Source organism: Streptomyces sp. NPDC014006 (assembly GCF_043088925.1).
GTDB lineage: Bacteria > Actinomycetota > Actinomycetes > Streptomycetales > Streptomycetaceae > Streptomyces.
In genome coordinates this window covers 184,911-204,302 of sequence record NZ_JBICAJ010000008.1, presented here as the reverse complement: position 1 = coordinate 204,302, position 19,392 = coordinate 184,911, and the positions used below count along the sequence as shown (strand labels likewise).

Here is a 19,392-nt window from a genome sequence, read left to right as displayed (position 1 = left end):
ACGCCAGTGTGCCGCCGGGGCGTTCGTTTATCACAGCCTTCGGGCGTATAACGGCACAAGACGTTCAGCAGCTTGTGCGATTGCGTGCCCGGGCGGCGCAGTCCCGGGACACGAACGGCACGCGCAGGGGCCGCACCGGCGCGCCGCTCTTCGTAACTGACGCTTCCTCAGGAGGACACGTGGGACGACTCTTCGGCACGGACGGTGTGCGTGGTGTCGCCAACGCGGATCTGACCGCCGAGATGGCACTCGGCCTGTCCGTCGCGGCGGCACACGTACTCGCCGAGGCGGGCACCTTCGAGGGGCACCGGCCGATCGCGGTGGTCGGCCGTGACCCGCGCGCGTCCGGGGAGTTCCTGGAAGCGGCCGTCGTCGCGGGCCTCGCCAGCGCCGGCGTCGACGTGCTGCGCGTCGGTGTCCTGCCGACCCCGGCCGTCGCGTTCCTGACCGGCGCGCTCGGCGCCGACCTCGGTGTGATGCTGTCCGCCAGCCACAACGCCATGCCCGACAACGGCATCAAGTTCTTCGCCCGCGGCGGCCACAAACTCGCCGACGAGCTCGAGGACCGGATCGAGGCGGTGTACGACTCCCACCGCCACGGCGAGCCGTGGGACCGCCCCACCGGTGCCGGCGTGGGCCGCGTTCGCGCCTACGAGGAGGGCTTCGACCGGTACGTCGACCACCTGATCGGCGTGCTGCCGAACCGGCTCGACGGGCTGAAGATCGTCCTCGACGAGGCGCACGGCGCCGCCGCCCGGGTCTCCCCGGAGGCGTTCACGCGGGCCGGCGCCGAGATCATCACGATCGGTGCGGAGCCGGACGGGCTCAACATCAACGACGGCTGCGGCTCCACCCACCTCGACCTGCTCAAGGCCGCGGTCATCGAGCACGGCGCGCACTTCGGCATCGCCCACGACGGCGACGCCGACCGCTGCCTCGCCGTCGACCACACCGGTGAGGAGATCGACGGCGACCAGATCCTCGCCGTGCTGGCCCTCGCCATGCGGGAGCGGTCCGCGCTGCGCTCCGACACCGTCGTCGCGACCGTCATGTCCAACCTCGGCTTCAAGCTGGCGCTGGAGCGGGAGGGGCTGAAGCTCGTCCAGACCGCGGTCGGCGACCGCTATGTGCTGGAGGAGATGAAGGAGCACGGGTACGCGCTTGGCGGCGAGCAGTCCGGGCACGTGATCATCCTCGACCACGCGACGACGGGCGACGGCACGCTGACGGGCCTTCTGCTCGCCGCGCGCGTCGCCGAGACCGGGCGGTCGCTGCGGGAGCTGGCGTCCGTGATGGAGCGGCTGCCGCAGGTGCTGATCAACGTGCGGGACGTGGACCGGGCCCGGGTGAAGACCTCCGGTGAGCTGGCGACGGCCGTTTCCGACGCGGAGCGGGAGCTTGGCGAGACCGGGCGGGTGCTGCTGCGGCCGTCCGGTACCGAGCCGTTGGTCCGGGTGATGGTCGAGGCGGCGGACATCGAGCAGGCTCGGTCGGTTGCCGGGCGGCTGGCCGATGTCGTGAAGTCGGCGCTGGGCTGATCTCGGGCTAGCTGCCCTGCTGCTCCTTGGAAAGTGCCCGTTGCCTGGCCCAGAAGTACTTCTGGGCCAGGAGCGTGAGCGTTCCCGCCAGGACGATGCCCAGCAGGTTCAGCAGGAGCTGTTCCGTGGAGCGGATCGTCTGGGTGGTGTCGCCGTAGATCAGGGCGACCGCCGCGTTCGCCGCGGCCGGGACCGTGGTGACGGAGATGGCGACGCCGACCAGGGCGCCGGACTTCGACGAGGTCAGGGACAGGGTGCCGGCGCAGCCGGCGAGGACCGCGACGACGAACGAGAACCAGTCCGGCGCGTAGATGAAGCCGGTGTTGGGCCGCTCCGCCTCCAACTGCCCCTTGGTGAACAGGCCGACGGCGTCCATGAAGAGGCCGAAGCCCGCGGTCACCGCCATGGCCGCCGCGAAGCCGACCAGCAGCGCGATCAGGGACCGCAGGGCGAGACGCGGGGTGCGCTGCACGATCGCCGTGCAGATGCCGGCCAGCGGTCCGAACTCCGGGCCGACGGCCATCGCGCCGACGATCAGGATCGCGTTGTCCAGCACCACACCGCACGCCGCGATCATCGTGGCCAGCGTGATGAACGCGACGTAGGTGACCGAGAGGGTCGACTCCTCTTGGGTGGCTTCGGTGAGGTGCTCCCACAGCACCGCGTCCGCGCCTTCGCCCGGTGCGTCGGCCTCCGCCTTGTCGGCCCGGGTGGACAGGGACAGGTCGATGTTCTCGGCGGCGATGGAGCCGGTGCGCTCCAGGCCGAGGTGCTGAAGACCCGACAGCAGCTCGTCCGCGGCCTCGCGTGCCACGTCGCACAGCACCACGTCCCCGGCCGGGTCGCGGGCGGCGCCCGGCAGCATCACGAGATGCGTGGTGCCGACGGTCTTCTCGATCAGACGGACCACGTCGTCCGTGGTGTCGGACGGTGTGATCAGGCGCAGATGCAGCATGACGCCCTTTCTAACAGGCGCCCCGGGGGCCGTTACAGCTTGCGCAGGCTCAGGCGCTGCACCTTGTGGTCCGGGCCCTTGCGGACGACCAGGGTGGCGCGGCCGCGGGTGGGGGCGATGTTCTCGACCAGGTTCGGCTTGTTGATCGTCCGCCACATGGTGCGGGCGTAGTCGAGAGCCTCCTCCTCGGACACCTGCGTGTACTTGCGGAAGTACGACGACGGGTCCTGGAAGGCCGTCCCGCGCAGCTTCCTGAAGCGGCTCAGGTACCAGCGCTCGATGTCCTCGGTGCGCGCGTCGACGTACACGCTGAAGTCGAAGTAGTCGGCGAGGCCGACCCGGGTGCGGCCGTCGTTGCCGGGCAGCGCGGGCTGCAGGACGTTGAGCCCTTCGACGATCAGGATGTCCGGGCGGCGCACGACGAGCTTCTCGTCGGGGACGATGTCGTAGATCAGGTGGGAGTAGACGGGCGCGGTGACCTCGCCCTTGCCGGCCTTGATGTCGGCGACGAACCGGGTCAGGGCGCGTCGGTCGTACGACTCGGGGAAGCCCTTGCGCGACATCAGGCCGCGGGCCTGGAGCTCCTTGGTGGGCAGCAGGAACCCGTCCGTCGTGACCAGCTCGACGCGTGGGTGTTCGGGCCAGCGCGAGAGCAGGGCCTGCAGCAGACGGGCGACCGTGGACTTCCCCACGGCGACCGAGCCGGCGACCCCTATGACGAACGGGGTGCCGGACTGGGAGCCCTGCTCCCCGAGGAAGGTGTTCAGCGCTCCTCTGAGGCCGTCGGTGGCGCCGACGTAGAGATTGAGCAGCCGGGACAGCGGGAGGTAGATGTCCCGCACCTCGTCGAGGTCGATGACGTCACCGAGGCCGCGCAGCCGTTCGACCTCCTCCGCGCTCAGTGGCAGCGGAGTCTTGTCGCGCAGCGCGCTCCACTCGGCGCGGGTGAGATCGACGTAGGGAGTCGCCTCCGGACGGTTCCGGTGGGCGCTCCGGGGCATCGAGGAGACCGGAGAGATCACAGTCCATTGTTAACGGAGTTTGAACGGGGTGGGGGGTGGGGTGGGGGGGGGGCGGCGGGGGGGGGGGGGGGGGGCCCGGGGGGGGGGGGGGGGGGGGGGGGGGGGGGGGGGGACCCCCACCCCCCCCCCCCCCCCGCCGCCCCCCGCCTCCCCCCCGCCGGGCCGGGCCGGCGTGACGCACCCTGGTCGGCTACTCGTGCGAAGTGTGTGTGATGTGCATCCGGTGGTGCGGGAGAGTGCCTCGGAAATGGCCGGAACTCTCGGTGGCTGCCGTGCGGCGTCGCTCGGGTGGTGATCACGCGGGCGTCACGGTCGGATCGCGAATGGATGTTCGGTAGATCATCTGTGGGTCTACTGTGTGTAATGTCCACGTAAAACGCTGTGCTGTGCAGAAGAGAGAGCAGTTTTCGTGAGTCTCACCACCGTTCGCCGGGCCGGTCTCGCCGCCTCGGCCGCCGCGCTCGCGCTCCTCGTGTCCGCCTGTGGTTCGGACAGCGGGGACAAGGCCGACGACGGCAAGACCGCGCAGGCCGACAAGACGGCCTCCGCCGCGCCGGTTTCCGCCAAGCCGCTGAGCGCCGCCGAGCTGGACAAGGCCGCGCTGACCCAGGCGGACGTCAAGAGCGGCAAGCTCTTCGCCAAGGTGCCGCTCCAGGACGACATCGCGCAGGCCAAGGTGAAGACCGACAAGCCGGAGTGCGCCCCGCTGGGCCGCCTCCAGGCCGGGACCTACGACGGTCAGCCCGCCGCCACGGCCAAGCGCAGCTGGCTCGCCGACCAGAAGAAGGCCGACCCGAAGGCCGGCCTCGAGAAGGCCCTGGTCGCGGGGATCGACCGGGACAAGGTCATCGTGACGCTGGCCACGTACGCCGACGGCGGCGCGGAGAAGACGTTCGCCGGGCTGAAGGCCGCCGCGACGGCCTGCGCGGGCGGCTACTCCTGGACCGTCGGCAGCGACACCACCAAGGTCGGCAAGGTCACCCCGACCGCCGCGCCCGAGGGTGCCGACGAGGCCCTCGCCCTGACCCTGCTGGTGGACGCGGACGAGGGCGTCAAGGCCCCGGCGAAGGCCGTTCTCGTGCGCAAGGGCGCCACGCTCGCCTACTTCTCGGGGTTCAACATGGCCTCCGCCGCCACGGGCGAGGACTGGGACTTCCCGGCCGAACTCGTCCAGGCGCAGCTCGCCAAGCTCGGCTGAGCCGCGGCTGCCGTTCCCACCGGGCCTCGTCGCCCGGTGGGAATCCCGTGACCGGCGCGTGAGTGTCGCGTGCCGGTGCTGTGTGGGGTCCCCGGACGCCGGGGGCCCGGCAGCCATCCGTACTGTGCGGGATGGAACGCTGCCAGGGGGAGGCACAGGACTTCGACAGCGACGAACGAAACGGTGAACGGATGAGCCAGGCGGACAGCACGCGACTCCTCGACGCGCCCACGGGCCCCAGAGGAGAGAACGGGCCGACCGCACCCGCCGTACCCTCGCCCCCAGGGGCACCGGCGGCGGAGACGCGTCCGCGCGGGCAGCGGCTGGCCGCGCTCGACGGACTGCGTTTCGTGGCGGCCCTGGCGGTGGTGCTGTTCCACTTCGTCGGCCAGAAGCCGTCGACGGTGAAGCACATCTGGGGCCGCCCCTACCAGGACCTCTTCCCCGAGGCGCACGCCTACTTCGCCTACGGCCGGCTCGGCGTCGACCTGTTCTTCCTGATCAGCGGCTTCGTCATCTGCATGAGCGCCTGGGGCCGCAGCCCGCGCGACTTCTTCATCTCCCGCGTGACCCGGCTGTACCCGATGTACTGGATCTCGGTCGTCGTGGCCGCGTCCGTCATCTTCCTCTTCGACACGCCGTTCGGGCACCCCAACCCACGGGTCGTCTTCGCCAACCTCACGATGCTCCAGCAGCCGCTCGGCGTGAAGGACCTCGACTCGGTCTACTGGACGCTCTGGCCCGAGCTGTGCTTCTACCTCACCTTCGCGGTCGTGGTGTGGAAGGGCCTGACCTACCAGCGGGTGGTCGTCTTCTGCGGGCTGTGGACCGTCGGCGCGGTGCTGGCGCCCTCCGCCGACATCCCGCTGCTCACGCTGCTGGTCAACCCGCCGTCCGCGCCGTACTTCATCGCGGGCATGGCGTTCTACCTCATGCACCGGTTCCGGTCGACGCCCCTGCTGTGGGGCATCGTCGTGATGTCCTGGCTGCTCGCCCTGCACTTCCTGCTGGCCCCGGACGGCGGGCGCAACAACTGGGACGTCTGGTCACCGTGGCGCGGCTCGCTGATCCTCACGATCACGGTGTTCTTCGCGCTGATCGCAGCGATCGCGCTCGGCTGGACCAGCCGGATCCGCTGGCGCTGGCTGACCGTCGCCGGGACGATGACCTTCCCGCTGTACCTGCTGCACGACGTCATCGGCATGACCGTCGTCCACCACTTCGGCGGCCGGGTCGCGCCCTGGACGCTGGTCGCCGGCACGGTCAGCGCCCTGGTGCTGCTGTCCTACCTGGCCCACCGCTTCGTCGAACGACCCCTCGCCACGCGCATGCGGCGCTGGCTGAAGTCGGCGAGCTTCGGCCTTCAGACACCGGCTCCGCGCCGCTGATTCACCGGCGGGGCGTTCGTATCCCCGTGGGAATTTCCGAATTCGGGCACACAGCGGGGGGTTCGCGCCCGCTTCGGATCGTAGGCTGCGGTGCCATGTGCGGAATCGTGGGATACGTGGGGGCGCAGTCGGCGCTCGATGTGGTCATGGCCGGGCTCAAGCGGCTGGAGTACCGCGGCTACGACTCGGCGGGCGTCGCCGTGCTCGCGGACGGCGGGCTGGCCGCGGCCAAGAAGGCCGGCAAGCTCGTCAACCTGGAGAAGGAGCTGCTCGACCGCCCGCTCCCGGCCGGGACCACGGGCATCGGACACACCCGCTGGGCCACCCACGGCGGCCCGACCGACGCCAACGCCCACCCGCACGTGGACAACGCCGGCCGGGTCGCCGTCGTCCACAACGGCATCATCGAGAACTTCGCGGTCCTGCGGGCCGAGCTGGCCGAACGCGGGCACGACCTGGCCTCGGAGACCGACACGGAGGTCGTCGCGCACCTGCTGGCCGAGGAGTTCTCCTCCTGCGCCGACCTCGCGGAGGCCATGCGGCTGGTGTGCCGGCGGCTGGAGGGCGCGTTCACGCTGGTCGCCGTGCACGCGGACGAGCCGGACGTGGTCGTCGGCGCGCGGCGCAACTCCCCGCTGGTGGTCGGCGTCGGCGAGGGCGAGGCGTTCCTCGCCTCCGACGTCGCAGCGTTCATCGCGCACACCCGCTCCGCGATCGAACTCGGCCAGGACCAGGTCGTCGAGCTGCGCCGGGACGGCGTGAGCGTCACCGGCTTCGACGGCAGCCCCGCCGAGGTCCGCTCGTACCACGTCGACTGGGACGCCTCCGCCGCCGAGAAGGGCGGCTACGACTACTTCATGCTCAAGGAGATCGCCGAGCAGCCGAAGGCGGTCGCCGACACGCTGCTGGGCCGTATCGACGGCTCCGGTTCGCTGACGCTCGACGAGGTCCGCATCACGCCGCCCGAACTGCGCGAGATCGACAAGGTCGTCATCATCGCCTGCGGTACGGCGTTCCACTCCGGCCTGATCGCCAAGTACGCCATCGAGCACTGGACGCGGATCCCGTGCGAGGTGGAGCTGGCGAGCGAGTTCCGGTACCGGGATCCGATCCTGGACGCCCAGACGCTGGTGATCGCCATCTCCCAGTCCGGCGAGACGATGGACACGCTGATGGCGCTGCGGCACGCCCGCGAGCAGGGGTCCAAGGTGCTCGCCATCTGCAACACCAACGGCTCCACGATTCCGCGCGAATCGGACGCGGTGCTGTACACGCACGCCGGGCCCGAGGTCGCCGTCGCCTCGACCAAGGCGTTCCTGACGCAGCTCGTCGCGTGCTACCTGGTCGCCCTCTACCTGGGCCAGGTCCGCGGCACCAAGTGGGGCGACGAGATCCGCGCGGTCATCCGCGACCTCGCGCAGATCTCCGGCGAGGTCGAGCGGGTCCTGGAGACGATGGAGCCGGTACGGGAGCTGGCGCGCTCGCTGGCGTCCAAGAACACCGTGCTCTTCCTGGGCCGGCACGTGGGCTACCCGGTCGCGTTGGAAGGCGCGCTGAAGCTGAAGGAACTGGCGTACATGCACGCCGAGGGCTTCGCGGCGGGTGAGCTGAAGCACGGGCCGATCGCGCTGATCGAGGAGGATCTGCCGGTGGTGGTCGTGGTCCCGTCACCGCGTGGCCGCTCGGTGTTGCACGACAAGATCGTCTCCAACATCCAGGAGATCCGGGCGCGCGGTGCCCGCACGATCGTGATCGCGGAGGAGGGCGACGAGGCCGTCGTCCCGTACGCCGACCACCTGATCCGCATCCCGGCCACCCCGACGCTGCTCCAGCCGCTGGTCGCGACGGTCCCGCTCCAGGTCTTCGCCTGCGAACTCGCCACCGCGCGGGGCAACGAGGTGGATCAGCCGCGCAACCTGGCGAAGTCGGTGACGGTGGAGTAAGGGCCGTTCTTCAGCGCGTCCACGAAGGTGGAGAAGGCTCCGGCCGGGACGGTGAGGATGGCTCCGGCCGGGGTTTTCGAGTCGCGGATCGCCACGCGCGTGCGGCGGGGGGCGACCTCCACACAGGCGTTGCCGTCGCCGCCGCCGGAGTAGGACGACTTCCGCCAGTGGTCGCGCTGGGCCATGAGTACCTCACACTTCCTTCGCCAGCCTGTGGATGAGGTCACGCGATCGCGCAGTGTCGAGTGCCACCGCCTCTATTCTACGGAAATGTGTTCGGAACACGGATAGTTGTGCATCGGCGTCGATGAAGACGGTTCCGTGCGGGCCGTCCCGCACGACCGTGTCCAGTCTGGGTACGACGCCACCGGCGTACACCATCGCGGCGCCGAGGTCGGCGAAGTGCTCCAGGGCGAAGGGGATCACCCGTACCGTGATGTGGTCCGCCTCCGAGAGCTCCAGAATCCGAGTGAGCTGGGTCCGCGCGGCGGCGCGACTGGCGACCATCATGCGCAGCGCTGCTTCATGAACCAGGGCCCGGTAGGGGACGGGCGAGGGCCTCTCAAGGATGGTGCGCCGCCTCATGCGGTGCTGAACCCGCAATTCCAGGTCGTCATCGGGGAGCGTCGGCACGCGGGAGGAGAAGAGCGCTCGGGCGTAGTCCTCCGTCTGGAGAAGCCCGGGCACGAGCAGGAACTCGACATCCCACCGGTGGGCCGCGTGGTACTCCAGTTCTGCCAGATCCAGGAAGGACGCCGGAAGCAGGCCCCGGTACTCCTCCCACCAGCCCTTCGCCCGACCCGTCGCCATGGACACCAAGGCGTCGACCAACTCCGAGTCAGTGCAGGCGTACTGCGCCGCCATCAGCCGTAGTCGCTCCTCGCTGACCCCTGCGGTCCCCGCCTCGATCTGGCTCATCTGGGCCGAGTCCGTTCCCAGCAGGGCCGCTGCCTCGCGGCCCTTGAGCCCTGCCGCCTCGCGCAGCTTGCGCAGCTCGGTGCCCAGGCGTTCCTGGCGTGCAGTGGGCTGTTGCCTGCGCGGCATCGCTTCTCCCTGCCTCAACTTGCCTGCGGTAATGACTCGTTCGAGCGGAAGATTACGGCAACGGCTTGCACGGTCCCAAATTGTGGCCCTACTGTCGGTGGCGTACCGAACACGCACCGGAAGTGCACCGCGCCGTCCCGCCCCGACGTCCGCGGCGATGCCACCGTGCGTAAATTCCCCTCATCGCAACGGAGTTGATCCGCCATGCCCGAAAACGAACCGTGGGAGTACGTGCTCCACATCCCGAACGACGTCCGAGCGGTGACCGTCTGCCGACGCACCCTGCGTCTGATCCTCACCATGCACGGACTGATCGGCCTCGTGGACGTCGCCGAGCTGCTCGCCACCGAGCTGGTGTCGAACGCCGTGCGGCACACCAAGGGCCCGGCGGCCCTGCGGGTGCGCTGGGCGCCGCCCGGCACGCTTCGGATCGGGGCGTGGGACGCCGACCCGGAACCGCCCGAGCCACCGGTGCCGTTGGAGCAGGTCACGGACGCGGAGGACGGCCGGGGGCTCGCGCTGGTGCGGGCTTTCGCCGACCTGTGGGGGTGGCAGCCGCTGACGCGGCACGGCAGCCGGGGCAAGTACGTGTGGTGCGAACTGGCGGCGGCGTGAGCAACGCGCCCGCCGCCGTAAGGTGCACCGCATGAGCATCATCGGGGTCGGTATCGACGTGGCCGAGATCGAGCGGTTCGCGGCGTCGCTGGAGCGCACGCCCGGGCTGGCCCAGCGGCTGTTCGTGGAGGGCGAGTTGCTGCTGCCGAGCGGGGAGCGGCGCGGCGTCGCCTCGCTCGCCGCGCGCTTCGCGGCCAAGGAGGCGCTGGCCAAGGCCCTCGGGGCGCCGCCCGGACTGCACTGGACCGACGCGGAGGTGTGCGTCGAGGACAGCGGCCAGCCCAGGCTGCGGGTGAAGGGGACGGTGGCGGCCCGGGCGGCCGAGCTGGGCGTGCGGTCCTGGCACGTGTCGCTCAGCCACGACGCCGGCATCGCGTCGGCGGTCGTGATCGCGGAGGGATGAAGGGGCAAGCGGCCCGTGCGCGTGCCGCACGGGCCGTCGTGGCCGTCAGTGGTCGTTGACGAAGCTCACGTAGTAGGAGCCACGCCCGCCGGCACCCTCGAAGTTGAGGCCGAAACGGTCGTACTCGTCCATGTCGTACCGGATGCCCTCGGCGGCCGAGTGCGAGGCGCACGAGCCCTTGCCGCCGCTCGCCGTGAGCTTGTAGCCCGACCTGTTGGCGGTGACGTCGTCGACCGTCACCCAGGCCGAGTGGCCGTTCGCGGACGTGTCGCACACCGAGACGATGTCGCCGTGCTCCTTGACGTACACCTTGACGCCGGTGCCGGACCACACGTGGTCCCACGACGAGCCGCTGGGCGGCGCGACGGCGGCGGACGCGGACGGCGCGGTGATCGTGGTCAGCGCGGCCAGGGCGGCGGCCCCGGCCAGGGCGGCGGCGAGGCGGCGACCGCGGGGGGAACGCTCGGTGACGGTGCGGGATGCGCTGGTGTGAGGCATGAGCCCTCTCGGATCGTTCGTCGGATGAAGTGATCACTCTATGAGCCGGGGTGGGGCCGGTCACGCGGATAAGTGCCGCGCCGACGGCGCGCGTTGGCCGCGCACGTCGCGCCGTTCTCGGGGCAGACTCGGGCTTATGCGTACCGCGTACAGCGTTGAGACGGTCAGGGCAGCCGAGCGGGAGCTCATGGCGCGGCTACCGGAGGGCGCCCTCATGCAGCGGGCCGCCGCCGGCCTCGCCGCCGCCTGCGCCGAAGCGCTCGGGCGGGTGTACGGCAGCCGGGTCGTGCTGCTCGTCGGCAGCGGCGACAACGGAGGTGACGCCCTGTACGCCGGGGCGCGGCTCGCCCGGCGGGGCGCCGGAGTCACCGCCGTGCTGCTCAGTCCCGAGCGGGCGCACGCCGGTGGGCTCGCGGCGCTGCGCCGGGCCGGCGGGCGCGTCACCGGCACCGGCGGCGCCGACGAGCTGATCGAGCGGGCCGACCTCGTCGTGGACGGCATCGTCGGGATCGGCGGGAAGGGCGGACTGAGGCCCGACGCGGCGCCCTTGGCCGAGGCGGCGGCGCGGTCGCGGGCCGCCGTCGTCGCCGTCGACCTGCCGAGCGGGGTCGACGCGGACACCGGGGAGGTGCGGGGGGCCGCTGTGCGGGCGGATCTGACCGTCACCTTCGGCACGCACAAGCCGGGGCTGCTCATCGACCCGGCGCGGGAGTACGCGGGCAGCGTGCGGCTCGTGGACATCGGGCTGACGCTGCCCGCACGGGCCGAACTGGAGGCGTTGCAGCACGCGGACGTGGCCCGGCTGCTGCCGGTGCCGGGCGCCGAGAGCGACAAGTACCGGCGCGGTGTCGTCGGCATCGCCGCCGGGTCGGCGCGCTACCCCGGCGCCGCGGTGCTCGCCGTGTCGGGGGCGCTGCGCGGCGGCGCGGGTGCCGTGCGGTACGTGGGGCCCGCGGGTGGCACGGTCGTCGCCCGCTTCCCCGAGACGCTCGTGTCCGACCAGGGGCCCCGGAAGGCGGGGCGCGTCCAGGCGTGGGTGGTCGGGCCCGGGGCCGGGGACGACGCGGAGACCGTGGCCGAGGTGGTGGAGAGCGACGTGCCCGTGCTGATCGACGCGGACGGGCTGCGGCTCGCCGACCGGGAGACGGTACGCGCGCGTACGGCGCCGACGCTGATGACGCCGCACGCCGGGGAGGCCGCCGCGCTGCTCGGTGTCGCGCGTGAGGAGGTCGAGGGGGCGCGGCTCGTGGCGGTGCGGGAGCTGGCGGAGCGGTACCGGGCGACGGTGCTGCTCAAGGGGTCGACGACGCTGGTCGCCGACCCGGGGCGCGAGGCGGCGGTGCGGGTGAACGCGACGGGCACGCCGTGGCTGGCGACCGCGGGCAGCGGCGATGTGCTGTCCGGGCTGACCGGGTCGCTGCTGGCGGCGGGGCTCTCGGCGAGGGACGCGGGGAGCGTGGGGGCGTATCTGCACGGGCTCGCGGGCCGCTTCGCGGCGCGGGGCGTGCCGGTGGGGGCGCATGACGTCGCGTCGGCGATCCCGTCGGCCTGGCGGGATGTCCTGGCCGACGGTTGAGCAGGCCGAGCGGTGCCGTGGCGGGCCCGGGGGCCGCGGCCGGCCGGGACGCGGTGCGGCCGCGGCAGCGCTGTCGTAGCCCTCTGAGACACTGGGGGCGCGATGACTGAGACAGCGACCTCGCGGACCGCGTCCCTGCGGGCCCGCGCCGAGATCGATCTGGCCGCCCTGCGGGCCAACGTGCGCACTCTGCGCGAGAAGGCCCCGGGCGCCGCCTTCATGGCCGTGGTCAAGGCCGACGGATACGGCCACGGCGCGATCCCGTGCGCCCGCGCGGCCGTCGACGCGGGCGCCACCTGGATCGGTACCGCCACGCCCGAGGAGGCCCTGGCCGTACGCGATGCGGAGTCCGGTATTCCGGCGGACGTCCGCGTGATGTGCTGGCTGTGGACGCCCGGCGGGCCCTGGCGTGAGGCGATCGAGGCGGGTATCGACATCTCGGTCAGCGGCGTGTGGGCCCTGCGCGAGCTCACCGACGCGGCCCGCACCGCCACCCGCCCCGCGCGCGTGCAGCTCAAGGCCGACACCGGCCTCGGCCGCAACGGCTGCCAGCCGGCGGACTGGCCCGAACTGGTCGGCGCCGCACTGGCCGCCGAGCGTGAGGGCATCCTGCGCGTCACGGGACTGTGGTCGCACTTCGCGTGCGCCGACGAGCCCGGGCACCCCTCCATCGCCGCCCAGCTCACCCGCTTCCGGGAGATGACGGCGTACGCCGAAGAGCGGGGCGTGCGCCCCGAGGTGCGGCACATCGCCAACTCCCCGGCCGTGCTCACCCTCCCCGAGACCCACTTCGACCTGGTCCGCCCCGGTATAGCCATGTACGGCGTCTCGCCCAGCCCCGAACTCGGCACCTCCGCCGACTTCGGACTGCGCCCGGTGATGACCGTGACCGCGTCGCTGGCCCTGGTGAAGCGGGTGCCGGGCGGGCACGGCGTCAGCTACGGGCACCACTACGTCACCCCCGGCGAGACCACCCTCGGCCTCGTCCCGCTCGGCTACGGCGACGGCATCCCGCGGCACGCCTCCGGCACCGGACCGGTGCTGGTGGACGGCAAGTGGCGTACCGCCGCCGGGCGGATCGCGATGGACCAGTTCGTCGTCGACCTCGGCGGCGACACGCCCGAGCCGGGCACCGAGGCGGTCCTGTTCGGACCCGGCGACCGCGGCGAGCCGACCGCCGAGGACTGGGCGCAGGCCGCCGGCACCATCGCATACGAGATCGTCACCCGCATCTCATCGCGCGTTCCCCGCGTCTATGTGAACGAGGAACCGGCCGGGCAACCCGGCGACGAGTGACCAGCAGCAGTCCGGTGAAGAGGAGCGGTACGTGAGCGAAAGCCCTGTGGAGTCCGCCGTGTCGGCCGCCGCGGCCGCGGCGGACTCGGCCGGCTGGCGCCGGGCCACCGGCATCGCGGGCGCCGCGATAGGCGTGCTCGCCGCGGGCGCGGCCGCCGGCGTCGCCATAGAGCGGATGACCGTCGGCCGCGGCATGCGCGCGAAGGCCCGGCTCGCCCTCGACTCCGCCGGCCCCTACGGCGCGCTGCGCGGCACCCCCGGCAAGGCGTACGCCGACGACGGCACCGAGCTGTACTACGAGGTCGACGACGTCGAACCGGAGGGCGGCTCCGCGCCCCGGCGCAGGCGCCTGTTCGGCCGCAAGGCGCCGGCGCCCGTCACCGTCGTCTTCAGCCACGGCTACTGCCTGAACCAGGACTGCTGGCACTTCCAGCGGGCCGCGCTGCGCGGTGTCGTACGGACCGTGCACTGGGACCAGCGCAGCCACGGCCGGTCCGGGCGTGGGGTGGCGCAGACCCAGGAGGACACGCCGCTCACGATCGACCAGCTCGGGCAGGATCTGAAGGCCGTCCTGGACGCGGCCGTGCCCGAGGGGCCGATCGTGCTCGTCGGGCACTCCATGGGCGGCATGACCGTGATGGCGCTGGCCGCCCAGTACCCGGAGCTGATCCGCGACCGCGTCGTCGCCACCGCCTTCGTCGGGACCTCCTCCGGGCGGCTCGGCGAGGTCAACTTCGGGCTTCCGGTGGCCGGCGTCAACGCGGTGCGGCGGGTGCTGCCCGGAGTGCTGAAGGCGCTGGGGCAGCGGGCCGAGCTGGTGGAGAAGGGGCGGCGGGCGACCGCCGACCTGTTCGCCGGGATCATCAAGCGGTACTCGTTCGCCTCCCGGGACGTCGACCCGGCCATCGCCCGGTTCGCCGAGCGGATGATCGAGGGCACGCCGATCGACGTGGTCGCCGAGTTCTACCCGGCGTTCACCGACCACGACAAGACGGAGGCGCTGGCCTGCTTCCGGGACATGCCGGTGCTGGTGCTGGCCGGGGTGGACGACCTGGTCACCCCCAGCGAGCACAGCGAGGCGATCGCCGACGTGCTGCCGGACGCCGAACTGGTGCTGGTGCCGGACGCCGGGCACCTGGTGATGCTGGAACACCCGGAAGTGGTCACCGACCGCCTCGCCGACCTCCTCACCCGTGCGGGTGCCGTGCCGGCAGGGGCTACCGTGAAGGGCTATGGAAGCACCAGCAGCACCGCACAACCCGGCTGAGACCGAGCTGACCATCACGTCCCCCGAGCAGATGCGCGAGCTGGGCCGCCGGCTCGCCAAACAGCTGCGCGCCGGTGACCTCGTGATGCTCTCCGGGGAGCTGGGCGCGGGCAAGACCACCCTGACGCGCGGCCTCGGCGAGGGGCTCGGCGTACGGGGCGCGGTCACCTCGCCGACGTTCGTGATCGCCCGCGTGCACCCGTCCCTGGGGGACGGCCCGCCCCTGGTCCACGTCGACGCCTACCGGCTGTCCGGCGGCCTGGACGAGATGGAGGACCTCGACCTGGACGTCTCGCTGCCCGACTCGGTGATCGTCGTGGAATGGGGCGAGGGCAAGGTCGAGGAGCTGACCGAGGACCGGCTCCAGGTCGTCATCCACCGGGCCGTCGGCGACACGACGGACGAGGTCCGACATGTGACGCTCACCGGTCTGGGGGAGCGCTGGACGGGCGCCGATCTGAGCGCGCTGGCGGCCTGAGGCGGCCGGCTGGGCCGGAGGGGCATGCGGGCCCCTTCGCGCCGTACGTTCCGACACGGTGTCGGGAAGATGTTGCGCCCGAGGTCGGGGGCGTGGTCACATGGTATCCGGATCGTAGTTAGGTCTACCTAACTGTGCTCGCCCCCGACCCTCAGGAGGCGTCCCATGCCCGCTGCCGACTCCCCGCAGCCGCAGCCCCGCCCCGCCGTGCGCCCCGGACTGTCCATGCGCGACCTGCTGGCCTCCTGCGCGGCGGCCGACGCGGTCTCCCGGCCCCCGCGGGAGCCGGAACCGGTGGGCGACGGCTCAGCCGAGACGCGCCGCACTGCCGCGTAGGAGCGGCGGAGGCGGCACAAGCGGCGCTAGTGGATCACCACCACCCGGCGGCCGATCGTCGCGAAGCCCCACATCGCCGCGCCGTCCGGGCGTGACTCGCGGATGCCGCCCGTCAGCACGCCGTCGTCCGGGGGCTGGGTCGCCGGCCCGGCCTCCGCGCTGAAGCCGACCGAGACGCCGTTCACGTCGGTGAAGCGGACGACATGCTCGACGGGGACGCCGTCCGTGCCGGTGACCGAGCCCGAGCGCGAGGTGACCATGTAGACCCCCGGCGCCGGGTCCACGTCGCCGGGGTCGACGCGGAACGTGCGCCGGACCTTGTCACCCCGGTCGACCAGCCACACCCGGTTGTCGTCCAGGCCGTACACGACCCGCGGCCCCCTGCCGGTGCCGGCGGGCAGTTCCGCCGGATTCTTCTTGTCCCGGGACGCCTCGGTGGCGCCCACCGCGGGCGGCACGGTCGGCTTCCTCGCGCCGCCCAGCTCGGCCGGGACGGTCGCGGCCGCCTGCCAGCCGAGGAACCCGACCGTGGCGAGGGCCGCCGCGGTGAGCCCGGCCACCATCCCCGCGCTGCTGCTTGCCACCGTTGTACACCTCGCCACAAATACAAAGGAAACGGACTTTCCGGTGACGGTAGCAGTCACGTCCCGCCCTACCGGCGCGTCCGACACGGGGCCCGCGGCGCCGTAGGCTGTTTGCGTGCTCTTGCTCGCTCTGGATACCGCCACACCCGCCGTGACCGTCGCGCTGCACGACGGTACGGACGTCATCGCCTCTACGAGCCAGGTGGACGCGCGCCGGCACGGCGAGCTGCTGCTGCCGGCCGTGGACCGTGTGCTCGCCGAGGCCGGACTGAAGCTGGACGCCGTCACCGACATCGTCGTCGGCACCGGCCCGGGCCCGTACACCGGGCTGCGCGTGGGGCTGATGACCGCCGACACGTTCGGCCTCGCGCTCGGCGTGCCCGTGCACGGCGTATGCACCCTGGACGGCCTGGCGTACGCCGCCGACCTGGACTCCGGCCCCTTCGTCGTGGCGACCGACGCCCGGCGCAAGGAGGTCTACTGGGCCAAGTACGCCGACTCCCGCACCCGGCTGACCGACCCGGCCGTCGACCGGCCCGCCGACATCGCCGACGCGGTCGCCGGGCTCCCGGCCGTCGGCGCGGGCGCGCTGCTGTACCCGGAGACCTTCCCGCAGGCCCACGAACCCGAGCACGTCTCCGCCGCCGCCCTCGCCCGGCTCGCCGCCGGGAAACTCGCCGCCGGCGAGGAACTCGACCCGCCGCGGCCGCTGTATCTGCGCCGGCCGGACGCCCAGGTCCCCAAGAACTACAAGGTGGTCACCCCCAAGTGACCGGAGCCGACACCGTCGTCCTGCGCGAGATGCGCTGGTGGGACATCGATCCCGTGCTGCAACTGGAACGCGACCTGTTCCCGGAGGACGCCTGGTCGCGGGGGATGTTCTGGTCCGAGCTGGCGCACTCCCGGGGCGCCGACGCGACCAGACGGTACGTCGTCGCCCAGACGGGCGAGCGCATCGTCGGCTACGCCGGGCTCGCCTCCGCCGGAGAGCAGGCCGACGTGCAGACCATCGCCGTCGCCCGCGACCAGCAGGGCACCGGGCTCGGCAGCCGGCTGCTGACCGAGCTGCTGCGGGCCGCGACCGCCTTCGAGTGCGCCGAGGTGATGCTGGAGTGCCGGGTGGACAACACCCGCGCGCAGAAGCTCTACGAGCGCTTCGGCTTCGAGCCCATCGGCTTCCGGCGCGGCTACTACCAGCCCGGGAACGTGGACGCCCTGGTGATGCGCCTGACCGACCCTTCTTCCTCCGTACAAGGAACCGAGATCAATGGCTGACGAACCCCTGGTCCTGGGGATCGAGACCTCCTGCGACGAGACCGGCGTCGGCATCGTGCGCGGCACCACCCTGCTGGCCGACGCCGTCGCCTCCAGCGTCGACGAGCACGCCCGCTTCGGCGGCGTCGTCCCCGAGGTCGCCTCCCGCGCCCACCTCGAGGCGATGGTCCCGACCATCGAACGCGCACTGAAGGAGGCGGGCGTCAGCGCGAAGGACCTCGACGGCATCGCCGTCACCGCCGGTCCCGGCCTCGCCGGTGCGCTGCTGGTCGGCGTGTCGGCGGCGAAGGCGTACGCCTACGCCCTCGGCAAGCCGCTCTACGGTGTCAACCACCTCGCCTCCCACATCTGCGTCGACCAGCTGGAGCACGGCCCGCTGCCGGAGCCGACGATGGCGCTGCTGGTCTCCGGCGGGCACTCCTCGCTGCTGCTGTCCTCCGACATCACCTCCGACGTCCGCCCGATGGGCGCGACCATCGACGACGCGGCGGGCGAGGCCTTCGACAAGATCGCCCGCGTGCTGAACCTGGGCTTCCCCGGCGGCCCGGTCATCGACCGGTACGCGCGCGAGGGCGACCCGCAGGCGATCGCGTTCCCGCGCGGCCTGACCGGGCCGCGCGACCCGGCCTACGACTTCTCCTTCTCCGGTCTGAAGACGGCCGTCGCCCGCTGGATCGAGGCCCGGCGGGCCGCGGGCGAGGAGGTGCCGGTGCGCGATGTCGCCGCGTCCTTCCAGGAGGCCGTGGTGGACGTGCTCACCCGCAAGGCGGTGCGCGCCTGCAAGGACGAGGGCGTCGACCACCTGATGATCGGCGGCGGCGTGGCCGCCAACTCCCGGCTGCGCGCGCTGGCCCAGGAGCGCTGCGAGAAGGCCGGGATCCGGCTGCGCGTACCGCGGCCCAAGCTGTGCACGGACAACGGCGCGATGGTCGCCGCGCTCGGCGCCGAGATGGTCGCCCGCAACCGGGCCGCCTCCAGCTGGGACCTGTCCGCCGACTCGTCCCTGCCGGTCACGGACCCGCACGTGCCCGGGCACGACCATGTGCACGAGGTCAGCAAGGACAACCTGTACTCATGACCGTCGCGCTGATGTGGGAGGCGCGGGCGGCCGCGGACCGGGGCGAGGAGCTGCTGGCCTGGGCCCGCGCCCAGAGTGTGGACGGCACCCCGCTGCGCCGCGAGACCTTCCGCGCCCCGCAGGACCGCGTCCTGGTCATCACCTGGTGGGACGCCCCGTACGACGCCGACCTGCCCGAACTGCCCGAACCGGACGCCGCCTTGGTGATACGTCCGGTGCACCGGTGGCGGTTCGAGTCGGTGGGCGACGACTGACGGGGTCTTCGGTGGGCGACGACTGACGGGATCTTCGGTCCGGGGGCCCTCCGACGAGGGGCCGCGGGACGCACCGCGCCGAGGGCGGACGCGGCCGGCGCACCCATGATCACGACGCACGAGCGGCTCGGGACTTCGGGCCCCGCGGCGGGGGTCGGGGAGAGCTGGGCCGCCGGGGCCGCGCCGCGCCGTGCGCTCCGCTCGGGCTGTGCCGTGCCGTGCCCTCCGCGGGGGCCGTGCCGCCTGTGCCGCGCCGCTTCGCGCGGGCCCTCCCCTGCCGTGCCCTGCCGCTCCGGGCGGGACGTGTCGTGCCGTGCCGCCCATGCGCTCCGCCCGTACCGCACCGCTCCCCTCCGCCCGCTCAGCTCCGCGCCGTCCTCGCCTCGCCGGCCGTCGAGGGCGCAGGACGTGAGGTCCTGCGGGGACGGCGGGGGCGAAGGTTCCGGGGAATGCTTCCGGACCGAGGCCGGTGCATGTCGGTGGCGGTGCATGCCGGTCCAGTGGCGGTGCGTGCCGGTCCGGTTCAGGTGCAAGCCTGGCCGGTGCCGGTGCCGGTGCCGGTGCCGGTGCCGGTGCCGGTGCTGGTGCTGGTGCCGGTGCCGGTGCCGATGCGCGCCGTTCCGGCCCGTTCGAGCCGACGGCAG

The 19,392-nt window shown here is 72.5% G+C and carries 21 protein-coding genes; 15 read left to right on the top strand and 6 right to left on the bottom strand.

Annotated features, from left to right (window positions below):
- Positions 1-179 precede the first annotated feature (179 nt).
- Positions 180-1,538, top strand: a complete 1,359-nt coding sequence (glmM, locus tag ACF1GV_RS26735; RefSeq protein ID WP_391685422.1) for a phosphoglucosamine mutase — start codon at positions 180-182, stop codon at positions 1,536-1,538.
- Positions 1,539-1,545: 7 nt separating this feature from the next.
- On the opposite strand, the gene ACF1GV_RS26730 is transcribed toward glmM, so the two are convergent.
- On the bottom strand, positions 1,546-2,493 hold the full coding sequence (locus ACF1GV_RS26730; protein WP_391685420.1) for a DUF389 domain-containing protein: 948 nt from the start codon (positions 2,491-2,493) through the stop codon (positions 1,546-1,548).
- Positions 2,494-2,525: 32 nt separating this feature from the next.
- Entirely contained in the window at positions 2,526-3,494 is a 969-nt protein-coding gene (gene coaA / locus ACF1GV_RS26725) for a type I pantothenate kinase (RefSeq protein ID WP_391685418.1), read from the bottom strand.
- Between the two features lie 430 nt (positions 3,495-3,924).
- On the opposite strand from coaA, the gene ACF1GV_RS26720 reads away from it, so the two are divergent.
- From ACF1GV_RS26720 to glmS, 3 genes are all read left to right on the top strand, one after another.
- Positions 3,925-4,713, top strand: coding sequence for a hypothetical protein (locus tag ACF1GV_RS26720; RefSeq protein WP_391685416.1), 789 nt, complete (start codon positions 3,925-3,927; stop codon positions 4,711-4,713).
- 191 nt (positions 4,714-4,904) lie between these two features.
- Positions 4,905-6,101 carry an acyltransferase family protein gene (locus tag ACF1GV_RS26715; RefSeq protein ID WP_391685414.1) on the top strand — a complete coding sequence of 399 codons (1,197 nt, stop codon included), beginning with the start codon at positions 4,905-4,907 and terminating at the stop codon, positions 6,099-6,101.
- Positions 6,102-6,196: 95 nt separating this feature from the next.
- Positions 6,197-8,044, top strand: a complete 1,848-nt coding sequence (glmS, locus tag ACF1GV_RS26710; RefSeq protein WP_391685412.1) for a glutamine--fructose-6-phosphate transaminase (isomerizing) — start codon at positions 6,197-6,199, stop codon at positions 8,042-8,044.
- Here glmS and ACF1GV_RS26705 read toward each other — a convergent pair.
- Together ACF1GV_RS26705 and ACF1GV_RS26700 are read right to left on the bottom strand one after the other, a co-directional pair.
- Positions 8,005-8,229, bottom strand: coding sequence for a DUF397 domain-containing protein (locus ACF1GV_RS26705; protein WP_391685410.1), 225 nt, complete (start codon positions 8,227-8,229; stop codon positions 8,005-8,007). The genes glmS and ACF1GV_RS26705 overlap by 40 nt on opposite strands.
- Before the next feature lie 7 nt (positions 8,230-8,236).
- Positions 8,237-9,088, bottom strand: a complete 852-nt coding sequence (locus tag ACF1GV_RS26700) for a helix-turn-helix domain-containing protein (protein WP_391685408.1) — start codon at positions 9,086-9,088, stop codon at positions 8,237-8,239.
- A 204-nt stretch (positions 9,089-9,292) separates the two neighbouring features.
- Between ACF1GV_RS26700 and ACF1GV_RS26695 the strand changes: the two genes are divergently transcribed.
- Both ACF1GV_RS26695 and ACF1GV_RS26690 read left to right on the top strand, forming a co-directional pair.
- Positions 9,293-9,703 carry an ATP-binding protein gene (locus ACF1GV_RS26695; RefSeq protein WP_391685406.1) on the top strand — a complete coding sequence of 137 codons (411 nt, stop codon included), beginning with the start codon at positions 9,293-9,295 and terminating at the stop codon, positions 9,701-9,703.
- A gap of 31 nt (positions 9,704-9,734) precedes the next feature.
- Entirely contained in the window at positions 9,735-10,106 is a 372-nt protein-coding gene (locus ACF1GV_RS26690) for a holo-ACP synthase (RefSeq protein ID WP_363265759.1), read from the top strand.
- Between the two features lie 45 nt (positions 10,107-10,151).
- Here ACF1GV_RS26690 and ACF1GV_RS26685 read toward each other — a convergent pair whose 3' ends face one another.
- The gene (locus ACF1GV_RS26685) at positions 10,152-10,604 is read right to left on the bottom strand and encodes a hypothetical protein (RefSeq protein WP_391685404.1); all 453 of its coding nucleotides are present in this window, start codon (positions 10,602-10,604) and stop codon (positions 10,152-10,154) included.
- 136 nt (positions 10,605-10,740) lie between these two features.
- Between ACF1GV_RS26685 and ACF1GV_RS26680 the strand changes: the two genes are divergently transcribed.
- From ACF1GV_RS26680 to ACF1GV_RS26660, 5 genes are all read left to right on the top strand, one after another.
- Positions 10,741-12,180 carry an NAD(P)H-hydrate dehydratase gene (locus tag ACF1GV_RS26680; RefSeq protein ID WP_391685402.1) on the top strand — a complete coding sequence of 480 codons (1,440 nt, stop codon included), beginning with the start codon at positions 10,741-10,743 and terminating at the stop codon, positions 12,178-12,180.
- Between the two features lie 102 nt (positions 12,181-12,282).
- Positions 12,283-13,476, top strand: coding sequence for an alanine racemase (gene alr, locus ACF1GV_RS26675; protein ID WP_391685400.1), 1,194 nt, complete (start codon positions 12,283-12,285; stop codon positions 13,474-13,476).
- A 31-nt stretch (positions 13,477-13,507) separates the two neighbouring features.
- Positions 13,508-14,743: an alpha/beta fold hydrolase gene (locus tag ACF1GV_RS26670; protein ID WP_391685398.1), complete on the top strand. Its 1,236-nt coding sequence runs from the start codon at positions 13,508-13,510 to the stop codon at positions 14,741-14,743.
- Entirely contained in the window at positions 14,709-15,221 is a 513-nt protein-coding gene (gene tsaE, locus ACF1GV_RS26665) for a tRNA (adenosine(37)-N6)-threonylcarbamoyltransferase complex ATPase subunit type 1 TsaE (protein ID WP_391685396.1), read from the top strand. The genes ACF1GV_RS26670 and tsaE overlap by 35 nt, the downstream gene beginning before the upstream one ends.
- 165 nt (positions 15,222-15,386) lie before the next feature.
- Positions 15,387-15,557 (top strand): hypothetical protein, encoded by a 171-nt coding sequence (locus tag ACF1GV_RS26660; protein ID WP_391685394.1) that lies wholly within the window; start codon positions 15,387-15,389, stop codon positions 15,555-15,557.
- A gap of 26 nt (positions 15,558-15,583) precedes the next feature.
- Here the strand turns inward: ACF1GV_RS26660 and ACF1GV_RS26655 are convergent, their stop codons facing one another.
- Positions 15,584-16,141: a hypothetical protein gene (locus ACF1GV_RS26655; RefSeq protein WP_391685392.1), complete on the bottom strand. Its 558-nt coding sequence runs from the start codon at positions 16,139-16,141 to the stop codon at positions 15,584-15,586.
- 115 nt (positions 16,142-16,256) lie between these two features.
- Between ACF1GV_RS26655 and tsaB the strand changes: the two genes are divergently transcribed.
- Genes tsaB through ACF1GV_RS26635 form a run of 4 tightly spaced genes read left to right on the top strand, consistent with a single transcriptional unit; the run spans position 16,257 to position 18,748 of the window.
- Complete coding sequence (gene tsaB / locus ACF1GV_RS26650; RefSeq protein WP_391685390.1) at positions 16,257-16,913, top strand: tRNA (adenosine(37)-N6)-threonylcarbamoyltransferase complex dimerization subunit type 1 TsaB; 657 nt, start codon at positions 16,257-16,259, stop codon at positions 16,911-16,913.
- Between the two features lie 29 nt (positions 16,914-16,942).
- Positions 16,943-17,416, top strand: a complete 474-nt coding sequence (rimI, locus tag ACF1GV_RS26645; RefSeq protein ID WP_391685764.1) for a ribosomal protein S18-alanine N-acetyltransferase — start codon at positions 16,943-16,945, stop codon at positions 17,414-17,416.
- A complete protein-coding gene (gene tsaD / locus ACF1GV_RS26640) occupies positions 17,409-18,494 on the top strand; it encodes a tRNA (adenosine(37)-N6)-threonylcarbamoyltransferase complex transferase subunit TsaD (protein ID WP_391685388.1) in 1,086 nt (361 codons plus the stop codon). Before rimI ends, tsaD begins: the two co-directional genes overlap by 8 nt.
- Positions 18,491-18,748: a hypothetical protein gene (locus tag ACF1GV_RS26635; RefSeq protein ID WP_391685386.1), complete on the top strand. Its 258-nt coding sequence runs from the start codon at positions 18,491-18,493 to the stop codon at positions 18,746-18,748. Before tsaD ends, ACF1GV_RS26635 begins: the two co-directional genes overlap by 4 nt.
- Positions 18,749-19,392 lie beyond the last annotated feature (644 nt).